The following is a 9456-nucleotide window of genomic DNA, read 5'->3' on the forward strand; positions in this document are numbered from 1 at the left end:
GGTCTACTTTGCGGTTACTTTGCGGGCTGTTGCTGCCGTCCCCGTTGCTTTCGTCCCCGTCACGTCCGTGCCCGTCACGCCCGCAGGGGTCTCGGAGATCCGAGCTGCAGAGGCCAGGGCGCCGTTGTCGGCGCTGCCGCTCTGGTGTTCCAGCGCAGCCTTGACCAGTCCGGCGAAGAGCGGGTGCGGCCGGGTGGGGCGCGAGCTCAGTTCGGGGTGGGCCTGCGTGGCGACATAGTACGGGTGTACTTCGCGGGGCAGTTCCACGTACTCGACGAGCTTCCCGTCCGGGGATGTTCCGGAGAACACGAGGCCCTGGGCGGCGATCTGCTCGCGGTACTTGTTGTTGACCTCGTAGCGGTGGCGGTGGCGTTCGCTGACGGTTGTGGTGCCGTACGTCTCCGCGATGACCGAACCTTCGTCCAGCTTGGCTTCGTACAGGCCCAGGCGCATGGTGCCGCCAAGGTCTCCCTTGCCTTCGACGATGTCCAGCTGCTCTTCCATCGTGGCGATCACCGGGTACTTGGAGTCCGGCTCGAATTCGCTCGAAGAAGCACCTTCGAGGCCAACCACATTGCGGGCGTACTCGATGACCATGCACTGCAGGCCGAGGCACAGGCCCAGTACCGGAAGCCGGGTTTCCCGGGCGAACTTCAGGGCGCCCAGCTTGCCCTCGAGGCCCCGGATGCCGAAGCCGCCGGGAACGCAGATGGCGTCCACGCCGTCCAGCGACCTGACGGCGCCTTCGTGGGTTTCGCATTCGTCGGACGGGACCCAGCGGATCTTGACCTTGGCGTCATTGGCGAAGCCGCCGGCGCGCAAAGCCTCCGTGACGGAGAGGTAGGCATCCGGCAGGTCGATGTACTTACCTACGAGGGCAATTTCAACCTCGTGCTTGGGGTTGTGGACGGCTTCCAGCAGCTTGTCCCAGCTGGTCCAGTCCACGTCCTTGAAGGGCAGGTCCAGGGCGCGGACGATGTAGGAGTCCAGTCCCTGGGAGTGCAGCGTCTTGGGGATGTCGTAGATGCTCGGGGCATCCGGGCAGCCGATGACGGCGTCGATGTCGACGTCGCACATGCGGCCGATCTTGTCGCGCATCGGCTGCGGGACTTCGCGGTCCGAACGGATCACGATCGCCTCCGGCTGAATACCGATGGAGCGCAGCGCCGCAACGGAGTGCTGCGTTGGCTTGGTCTTCAGTTCCTGCGACGGGCCGATGTACGGCACGAGGGAAACGTGCAGGAAAAAGACATTTCCGCGGCCGATGTCCTGGCGGACCTGGCGGGCGGACTCAAGGAAAGGCTGCGACTCGATGTCGCCTACCGTGCCGCCGATCTCGGTGATGATGACGTCGGGGGCGTTCTTGCCCTCGGCCGGCAGGCGCATCCGGCGCTTGATTTCATCGGTGATGTGAGGGATGACCTGGACGGTGTCACCCAGGTACTCGCCGCGGCGTTCCTTGGCGATGACCGTGGAGTACACCTGGCCGGTGGTGACGTTGGCCGAGCCTTCGAGGTTTTCATCGAGGAAGCGCTCGTAGTGGCCGACGTCGAGGTCGGTTTCGGCGCCATCGTCTGTGACGAAGACCTCGCCGTGCTGGAAGGGGTTCATCGTGCCCGGATCCACGTTCAGATAGGGATCGAGCTTCTGCATAGTTACAGACAAACCGCGTGCCCGCAGCAGGTGGCCGAGGCTCGAAGCCGTCAGTCCCTTGCCTAGCGAGGACGCCACACCACCGGTGACGAAGATGTGTTTGGTCGTCTTGGACGAGCCCGGGAACCGGGAATTTACACGGGAATTTGATCGCTGCACCACGGAATTCGAGCCTATCATCAATTGAGCCTTCCACGGATCGGGTAACGCGTCCCCAAATGCCTCAGTCTTCCGTGTCCGGGCGCTGGGGGCAAGGGCAGTGTGGGCAAGGGCCCTCCGGGCAAGGGCACCTGCGGCTCAGGCCCGTTGGGGCAGCAGCTTGGCATCGTCCAGCAGCTCCTGCGCATGCGCCTGCGCGGTTTCGGAGTCCTCCTGGCCGGCGAGCATCCGTGCCAGTTCCCTGACCCGCTCGGGCTCGTCCAGCAGTTGGACGTCACTGGAGGTGAACCCGGTGGCGGTGCCGCCGTCGGAGCCCCGCACGGAGGTCTTGGTGACCCGGATGTGCTGGTCCGCGAAGGCGGCCACCTGCGGCAGGTGGGTGACCACGAGCACCTGGACGTGGCGGGCCAGCATGGCCAGCCGGCGCCCGATTTCGACGGCGGCGCGGCCGCCCACACCCGCATCCACTTCGTCGAACACGAAGGTGGGGACAGGATCAACGGCTGCCAGCACCACCTCGATGGCGAGCATGACCCGGGAAAGCTCACCGCCGGAGGCGCCCTTGCCCAGCGGCCGCGCGGGAGCCCCCGAGTGCGGCCGCAGCAGGAAGGAAATCTCGTCCGCGCCGTAGGGGCCCAACTGGCCAGCGGCCTCGAGGTTGATGACCAGGGTGGCATCCGCCATGGCGAGGGCCTTCAGCTCAGCGCTGACCCTGGCCGAGAGCTCCTTGGCCGCCTTGGCCCGAATTTTGCTGATCGCAGCGGCCCGTTTTGTGAGTTCCGCCTCCGCCCGTGCCACTTCGGCGTCAAGGGCCTCGATCCGGGTGGAGTCGTCCTGCAGTTCATCGAAGCGGACGCGGGCGTTTTCCGCCCAGACGAGGACTTCATCGATGCTCGGCGCGTACTTGCGGACAAGTTTTGCCAGTGCGGCACGGCGGTCTTCGATCTCGGCCAGCCGCTCCGGGCCTTCCGAATCCAGGCCGGCCTGATAGCTGGCAAGCTCCGTGGCGATGTCGTTGAGCAGGAAGCCCACCTCCGCGAGGCGCGCGGCGGCCGCGCCAAGCTCTTCGTCATGCTCCGATACGTTCTCCAGCGTCCGCTTTGCCGCATCCACGAGGGTCGTGGCGTCGCCGGTGTCGCCGAAGTCCTCGGCGATGAGTGCCTGGTGTGCGGTGGTGGCCGCGATGCGGAGTTCCTCGACGTTGGCCAGCTTCACGGCCTCGGCCTTGAGGGTGTCGTCTTCGCCCGGCTGGGGGTCAACGGCGTCGATTTCCGCCAGCGAAATCTCGAGCGACTCGGCCTCGCGGAGCCGGTCCCGCGCTGCGCTGCGGAGCGCTTCCAGCTCGGCCTGGCTGGACTTCCATGAGCCGTAGAGTTCCTGGAAGCCGCCCAGGGTTGCGGCCAGGTTCTCCCCCGCGAACTTGTCCAGTGCTTCGCGCTGGGCGGTCGCGCTCTTCAGCCTGATCTGGTCGGACTGTCCGTGCACCACCACAAGCGATTCGCCGATTTCGGCGAGCACGCCCACGGGGGCAGACCGACCGCCAAGGAACGCACGGCTGCGTCCGTCCGCCCCCAGGCGCCGTGACAGCAGCAGTTCCGCCCCGCCGTCGAACTCCTCGATCTCGGCGCCGGCGTCCCGGGCGCGTCCCAAGGCAAAATGCCCGGTGTCGAGCCTGACCACGGCTTCCGCGGAGGCGCTCTTGGCGCCGCTGCGGACGGCACCGGCGTCGGACCGGGCACCGAGCAACAGCCCGACGGCGGTAACCACCATGGTCTTGCCGGCGCCGGTCTCGCCGGTGACAACGCTCAGTCCGGGGCCCAGCGGCAGCGTGGCGTCGGTGATGACGCCCAGGTCGCGGATTCTCAGTTCTTCAAGCATGGATCACTTCCCCGTCGGAGGATCGGAATCTTCATCAGGCCCGGCGAAAGGCTGCGCGGCCCGAGGCAGGCCGTCAAGGCTTGGCGCGGACAGGGGCGCCATGGGCCGGGGCGTGCGCACGATCGGCACCGGGCCGGTGTGCACCTCCTCGGACTGCGGCACGGGGCCGCGCCAGCCGTGAATCGGCAGTTGGAACTTGCGGACGAGCCGCCCCGAAAACGGCGTCTGGTGGGTGCGCGCCAAGCGGACGGGAGTAGCTGACTTGGTGACCTCAACACGGGCGCCGGGCGGAAGGTCAACCGAGCGGCGGCCGTCGCACCACAGCACGCCCTGGGCGTCCGTCCGGTTCAGGACCTCCACAGCCAGCCGTGACCGGGGCGAGACCACCAGTGGCTTGGCGAACAATGCATGGGCGCTGATGGGGACGATCACCAGGGCTTCGACTTCAGGCCACACGACCGGGCCGCCGGCAGAAAAGGCGTAGGCCGTGGACCCCGTGGGCGTGGCGAGTACCACGCCGTCGCAGCCAAAGGACGTCAGCGGACGCTCGTCCACTTCGGTGACCACCTCGAGCATCCGTTCCCGGTTCCCTTTTTCGATGGCCGCCTCGTTGAGGGCCCACGTGTGCCAGATTTTCTGACCGCGCACCCAGACCTGGACGTCGATGGTCATCCGCTCCTCCACCGTGTAATCGCGGCTGGCGATCCATTCGACGGTCTGCGTGAGGTCCGCCCTCTCGCTTTCGGCCAGGAAGCCGACGTGGCCCAGGTTCACGCCGAGCAGGGGAACGTCCACTTCGCGGACCAGTTCCGCGGCGCGAAGGATGGTGCCGTCACCGCCGAGCACCATGACGAGCTCGACGTCGGGCAGTTGGACGTGGTCGTGCAGGACCTCGACAGGCTGCTCCAGCCGCCCGAAGAAACCCTCCATGTCGCCCAGTTCTGACTTTTGCATCACCGGGACAATGCCGGAAGCGTGCAGCTGGGCGCACGCTTCCCAGGCAGCCTTCAGGGATTCTTCGCGGCCGGTATGGGCAAGTACCAGTACACGCCTGCTCATCGGTTCCGCTCTCTAGTGGTTCGGCCAGATATTTCCGAGCAACGCAGCCACTGCTGCGTCCCGCTCTTCGATCTTAGGCAAGTCTTCGGCAATTCTTCGTTTTATCCACAGGAAGTATTCGACATTTCCGTCCTGCCCGGGCAGCGGACTCGTGGCCAGTCCGCGCAGTTCCAGGCCTGCGTCGATGGCAGCACTCGCCACTTTACCGACAGCCATCCGGCGTTCGCGCTCTGAGGTGACCACGCCGGTGCGTCCCAGCCGGTCCTTGCCGATCTCGAACTGAGGCTTGACCATGAGCACCAGGTCACCGCCCGGGCCGGTGCACGCCGCCAGCGGCGCCAGGACCAGTGTCAGCGAAATGAAGGACAGGTCCGCCACCGTCAGCTCAACGGTGCCGCCGATGTGGTCCGGGTCCATATAGCGGACGTTCAGTCCCTCATAGACGCTCACCCGAGGATCGCTGCGGAGCTGAGGCACCAACTGGCCGTGCCCGACGTCGACCGCCACCACATGGGCGGCGCCCCGCCGCAGCAGGACGTCGGTAAAGCCGCCCGTGGAGGCACCGGCGTCAAGGCACCTTTTGCCCCCGACAACGACGGCGGGAAACGCGTCCAGCGCGCCGGCCAGCTTGTGGCCGGCCCGGCTGACGTAGGTGTCGGTGGCATCTTCCGCCACCGTGAGCTCACGGTCGTCCGGCACTTGGAGCGACGCCTTCGCCAGCACGTCGCCGGCAGAAGACACCTTGCCCTCGGCGATGAGCCGCGCCGCATGCGTGCGCGACCGCGCAAGGCCGCGGCTGACGAGCATCTGGTCGAGTCTGATCATGTCAGGCGGCGCCGGCCCCGGACGGAGTGTCATCGTTCAGCGCTTCGAGCAAGGCGTCGTGCATCGCTGTGTAGGCCGCAGGATGCTCGGAAACGGGCAATCCGGGGATCTCCCGCACCTGGTCCAGGATCTCGTGGACCGTGCCGTCGACAACAGAGATGCCCTCGGATCCACCCGCGCCAGAATCGGCGGGCGGCGGTTCAGGCCAGGACACCAACGAGGCAGCCTCGACGTGCGAGTCAGGATTCAGCTCTGTCATGGCACCAGTCTATTGACCGAGCCATTCAAGCACGGGAGCTGTGGCCTCTGCAGCGTTCGGGTGCGCCTCCCACCAGGCGGCACAGGCTGCACGCCACGAATCGAGGCTTTCCTTGTTGCCGCTGATGCGTACACTCTCTCCGACTACTGAGGCAGTCGAATCACCGCAGCGGAACGCGCCGCCGTCATTCTCCACCGCGGGATACGGCTGGTACAGCCCGGTCAGGTCCTGGATGACGAAGGCGGGCCGTTCGTCCGTGCGCGCCGCCAGGATCGATTCCCGGGTGTCGACGCCGGTCAGGACGGCCACTGTGGCGAAGCCGGCTCTGTTGCCGCCCAGGATGTCGGTATCCAGCCGGTCGCCCACCACGAGCGGCCGCTCCGCCCCGAGGCGCTTGGCCGCAGCGTGGAACAGCGGAGCTTCGGGCTTGCCTGCGACACGCGGCGCCTGGCGCGTTGCCGCCGTGACGGCGGCAACGAGGGTGCCGTTACCGGGCGCCATTCCGCGGGCCTGGGGAATGGACATGTCCGTGTTGGTGGCCACCCACAATGCCCCGCCGGCCACGACGTACGCAGCTTCCGCCAAGTCCTTCCACCCGATTTCCGGGTTGAAGCCCTGCACCACGGCCACAGGGTTGCCCTCGGCGCTATGCACGGGTTTGAGGCCCACGAGCGCGATTTCGTGGGCAAGGGCCGGGCTGCCGGTGATCAGGATGGCGGATCCGGCCGGAACCAATGATGCCAGCAGCTCGGCTGCAGCCTGCGAGGAACTCACCACCTGGTGGTCTTCGGCGGGGGCGCCGAGTTCACGCAGGTGGGCAGCGACCTGCGCCGGCGTCCGGGAGGCGTTGTTGGTCACGTAACCAAGGCCGACGCCGACGCCATCCAGTCGCCGCAGCGATTCCACCGCTCCCGGGATGGCATGGGGGCCTGCGTAGACCACACCGTCCAGATCGGAGAGCAGTGCGTCGAACCGCGAAATCAGGTGTGTGTCATCCATTCGTGCCTAGTCCTCCGAACCTTCGGGCCTGCGGTCCTCGTGGTCCGATTCGTATTCTTCAGGCTGGATGTCACCGGTCTGGGCGTCACCGGCGTGGGCGTCACCGGCGTTCTCTGACTCCATTTCCTCGGCGTCGTCCGTCTCAGCGGAGTCGGCGTCGGACTCGGCGTCATCGGACTCAAAGTAGTCGGAGCCGGCGTCGTCAACGTTGTCAATCGCTGACGACTGATCGGCCGCGGAGCCGGCGGCACCGGCCTCCGGGCTGGCCTCGGCAGCCTGCTGCGCGGAAGAAGGGCGTGCCTGCTCGGGAGCCGCGTCTGCGGCCGCCTGGGTTATCAGCCGCCGGCGTTCGGCTTCCTCGCGTGCCTCCTCTTCCTCGTCCCAGCCGAGGTCGATGATGTCTGGTTCCTCGGATATTCCGGTGCCCAGGGCATCCTCGGCGACCGTGGCCTGGCGTTGCCACTTCCCGGCCTCGGCTCCACGTCCGGCGGCGCCCAGGGCATCTGCATAGGCCCGGAACAGCCGCGGGCTGTAGGAGAAGGCACGATTGATGTCCAGTTGCGGGATCTCCAGCTCGGCGACGGCAGCATCAAGCTGTCCGAGGTCCGAGCGGGCACCGGAGGCGACTATGGCCAGCTCCACCTTGCCCGGTGCGTCCAGGTCCTGGGCTTCCTCCGAGCGGACAACGTCCAAGGCACGGTCGGGCCGCCCGAGGCCACGTTCGCAATCCGCCATGACTGGCAGGTGCACGTTGGAGCCGCTGATCCTGCGGTAGGTCCGGAACTCACGCAGAGCTTCGCCGTAGTGTCCGGCGGCGTAGGCCGTCAGGCCCACGGCTTCGCGGACAGCCGCGAGGCGCCCGCCGCGCCGGCTGGCGGCCAAGGCGTGCTGGAAGGCGAGCTCGGGCTCTTCGTCGATGAGGCGACCGGCCATCACAAGGTGGCGGGCCACCCATTCAGCGCTCTTGGCTTCAAGGGTCTTGATCTGGTGCTGTGTGGCGCGGTCCAGCTCCTTGCCCGTGACATCCTCGTCGATCTCGGGAGAACGCTCACGGTCCGGGCGGTTGGCGCTGCGCAGGTCCCGGGCGTTGGGGACACGGACCGGGCGATCTTCGTCCCTGTCGCGGCCGAACTGGCGCGGGCCGGAGTCGCCTCGGTCAAAGCTGCGCGGTGCCCTGTCCTGCCTGTCGCCGAACGGCTTGCGGTTGTCGCCGCCGCCAAAGCTGCGGCGGTCGCCTTCGCCTTCACGGCGCGGACGGTCACCGAACGGCTTACGGTCACGGTCACCGAAACTGCGGCGGTCGCCTTCGCCTTCACGGCGCGGACGGTCACCGAACGGCTTACGGTCACGGTCACCAAACGGCTTACGCTCACGGTCACCGAACGGCTTACGCTCACCCTCACCTTCACGGCGCGGACGATCACCGAACGGCTTACGGTCACGGTCACCAAACGGCTTACGCTCACCCTCACCTTCACGGCGCGGACGATCACCGAACGGCTTACGGTCACGGTCACCAAACGGCTTACGGTCACGGTCACCAAACGGCTTACGCTCACCCTCGCCCTCACGGCGCGGACGATCACCGAACGGCTTACGCTCACCCTCACCTTCACGGCGCGGACGATCACCGAACGGCTTACGCTCACGATCGCCGTCGGGACGGCGGGGGCCATCTGAGCCCCGCCCGTCCTGGGCGCGGAATCCGCGCGGATCTCCACCGGAGTTGTTGGTGCCACGGAATGATCCGCCGTTGGAGCCGCGGTCACCTCCGGAGTGTCGGCGGTCTTGTCCGCCGCGATTGCCGCCGTTGTGCTCAGCCATGGTGGATTCCTCCTGTAGTGAGCCGACCACTGGCGCAATGCGCAGCCGCTCTTATCCTTGTTTTCTTGTCCGTGCGCAACCCGAGGTAAAGCACCACGAAGCTCGCATACCTCATGCAATTCTAGGCGAGAGCCCGCGGGACGACTAACGGGAAAGCCGCCAGAAGGAGCTTCGTGGGAATGCTCACAACCAGGTTCCTGGTGGACCCCAACGGCGTCGGCGCAGGAAGTGAGAGACGGTTCATCGTCTAGCCACCGACGCTCTCTCACTTCCCACGGTAAAGTCAACGACGCTCTCTCACTTCCTGCGGGGAGAATTACGGACGCTCTCTCACTTCCCACGGTAAAGTCAACGACGCTCTCTCACTTCCTGCGGGGAGAATTACGGACGCTCCCCTCACTTCCTGGGGGAAAGTCACCGACGCTCCCCTCACTTCCTGCGGGTACGACGGCGGCGTGCTTGCCTGGGTGCCCGGGCCGACCTTGGTGGGGTGAGAGAGCGTTGCCCAGGAAGCTGCAGGAAGTGAGAGGGCGTGCCGGGTTTCGGTGCAGAAAGTGAGAGGGCGTTGCCCAGGAAGGCGCAGGAAGTGAGGGGCGTGGGTGTGGTGTGGTTGGTTTCCGGGTTAAAGAGCGAAGGCCCCGACATTTGCTGTCGGGGCCTTGGCCGTAAATAGTGTCCGGCGGTGACCTACTCTCCCACACCCTCCCGGGTGCAGTACCATCGGCGCTGTGGGTCTTAGCTTCCGGGTTCGGAATGGGACCGGGCGTTTCCCCCACGCTATGACCGCCGTAACCCTTGTA

At 66.6% G+C, this 9456-nt stretch carries 8 protein-coding genes and 1 rRNA gene; 1 reads left to right on the forward strand and 8 read right to left on the reverse strand.

The features are described 5' to 3' along the window. Window positions 1-3 precede the first annotated feature (3 nt). The 7 genes from LQ144_RS06350 to LQ144_RS06380 all read right to left on the reverse strand — a co-directional run bounded on the left by LQ144_RS06350 (window position 4) and on the right by LQ144_RS06380 (window position 7783). The gene (locus LQ144_RS06350; RefSeq protein ID WP_230117722.1) at window positions 4-1833 is read right to left on the reverse strand and encodes a CTP synthase; all 1830 of its coding nucleotides are present in this window, start codon (window positions 1831-1833) and stop codon (window positions 4-6) included. 117 nt (window positions 1834-1950) lie between these two features. Further along, window positions 1951-3690, reverse strand: a complete 1740-nt coding sequence (gene recN / locus LQ144_RS06355; protein WP_230117723.1) for a DNA repair protein RecN — start codon at window positions 3688-3690, stop codon at window positions 1951-1953. A 3-nt stretch (window positions 3691-3693) separates the two neighbouring features. Continuing rightward, a complete protein-coding gene (locus LQ144_RS06360; RefSeq protein ID WP_230117724.1) occupies window positions 3694-4749 on the reverse strand; it encodes an NAD kinase in 1056 nt (351 codons plus the stop codon). 12 nt (window positions 4750-4761) lie between these two features. Then, window positions 4762-5574, reverse strand: coding sequence for a TlyA family RNA methyltransferase (locus LQ144_RS06365; RefSeq protein WP_230117725.1), 813 nt, complete (start codon window positions 5572-5574; stop codon window positions 4762-4764). Between the two features lies 1 nt (window position 5575). Further along, window positions 5576-5833, reverse strand: coding sequence for a hypothetical protein (locus tag LQ144_RS06370; RefSeq protein WP_230117726.1), 258 nt, complete (start codon window positions 5831-5833; stop codon window positions 5576-5578). A 9-nt stretch (window positions 5834-5842) separates the two neighbouring features. Beyond that, window positions 5843-6832, reverse strand: a complete 990-nt coding sequence (locus tag LQ144_RS06375; RefSeq protein ID WP_230117727.1) for an HAD-IIA family hydrolase — start codon at window positions 6830-6832, stop codon at window positions 5843-5845. Between the two features lie 6 nt (window positions 6833-6838). Continuing rightward, window positions 6839-7783 (reverse strand): hypothetical protein, encoded by a 945-nt coding sequence (locus LQ144_RS06380; protein ID WP_230117728.1) that lies wholly within the window; start codon window positions 7781-7783, stop codon window positions 6839-6841. On the opposite strand from LQ144_RS06380, the gene LQ144_RS06385 reads away from it, so the two are divergent. Next, entirely contained in the window at window positions 7772-8512 is a 741-nt protein-coding gene (locus LQ144_RS06385; RefSeq protein WP_230117729.1) for a hypothetical protein, read from the forward strand. The two genes, LQ144_RS06380 and LQ144_RS06385, sit on opposite strands and share 12 nt — an antisense overlap. An 818-nt stretch (window positions 8513-9330) precedes the next feature. Here the strand turns inward: LQ144_RS06385 and rrf are convergent. Beyond that, window positions 9331-9447: ribosomal RNA gene (gene rrf, locus LQ144_RS06390) — 5S ribosomal RNA — on the reverse strand. Window positions 9448-9456 lie beyond the last annotated feature (9 nt).

It is taken from the genome of Arthrobacter sp. Bi83, assembly GCF_918698095.1.
In the GTDB taxonomy this organism is placed as follows: Bacteria; Actinomycetota; Actinomycetes; order Actinomycetales; family Micrococcaceae; genus Arthrobacter.

Bases quoted from the DNA above. Each gene is read 5' to 3' on its own strand.
- LQ144_RS06350 (WP_230117722.1), bottom strand. From the start codon at position 1,833: ATGATAGGCTCGAATTCCGTGGTGCAGCGATCAAATTCCCGTGTAAAT.
- recN (WP_230117723.1), bottom strand. From the start codon at position 3,690: ATGCTTGAAGAACTGAGAATCCGCGACCTGGGCGTCATCACCGACGCC.
- LQ144_RS06360 (WP_230117724.1), bottom strand. From the start codon at position 4,749: ATGAGCAGGCGTGTACTGGTACTTGCCCATACCGGCCGCGAAGAATCC.
- LQ144_RS06365 (WP_230117725.1), bottom strand. From the start codon at position 5,574: ATGATCAGACTCGACCAGATGCTCGTCAGCCGCGGCCTTGCGCGGTCG.
- LQ144_RS06370 (WP_230117726.1), bottom strand. From the start codon at position 5,833: ATGACAGAGCTGAATCCTGACTCGCACGTCGAGGCTGCCTCGTTGGTG.
- LQ144_RS06375 (WP_230117727.1), bottom strand. From the start codon at position 6,832: ATGGATGACACACACCTGATTTCGCGGTTCGACGCACTGCTCTCCGAT.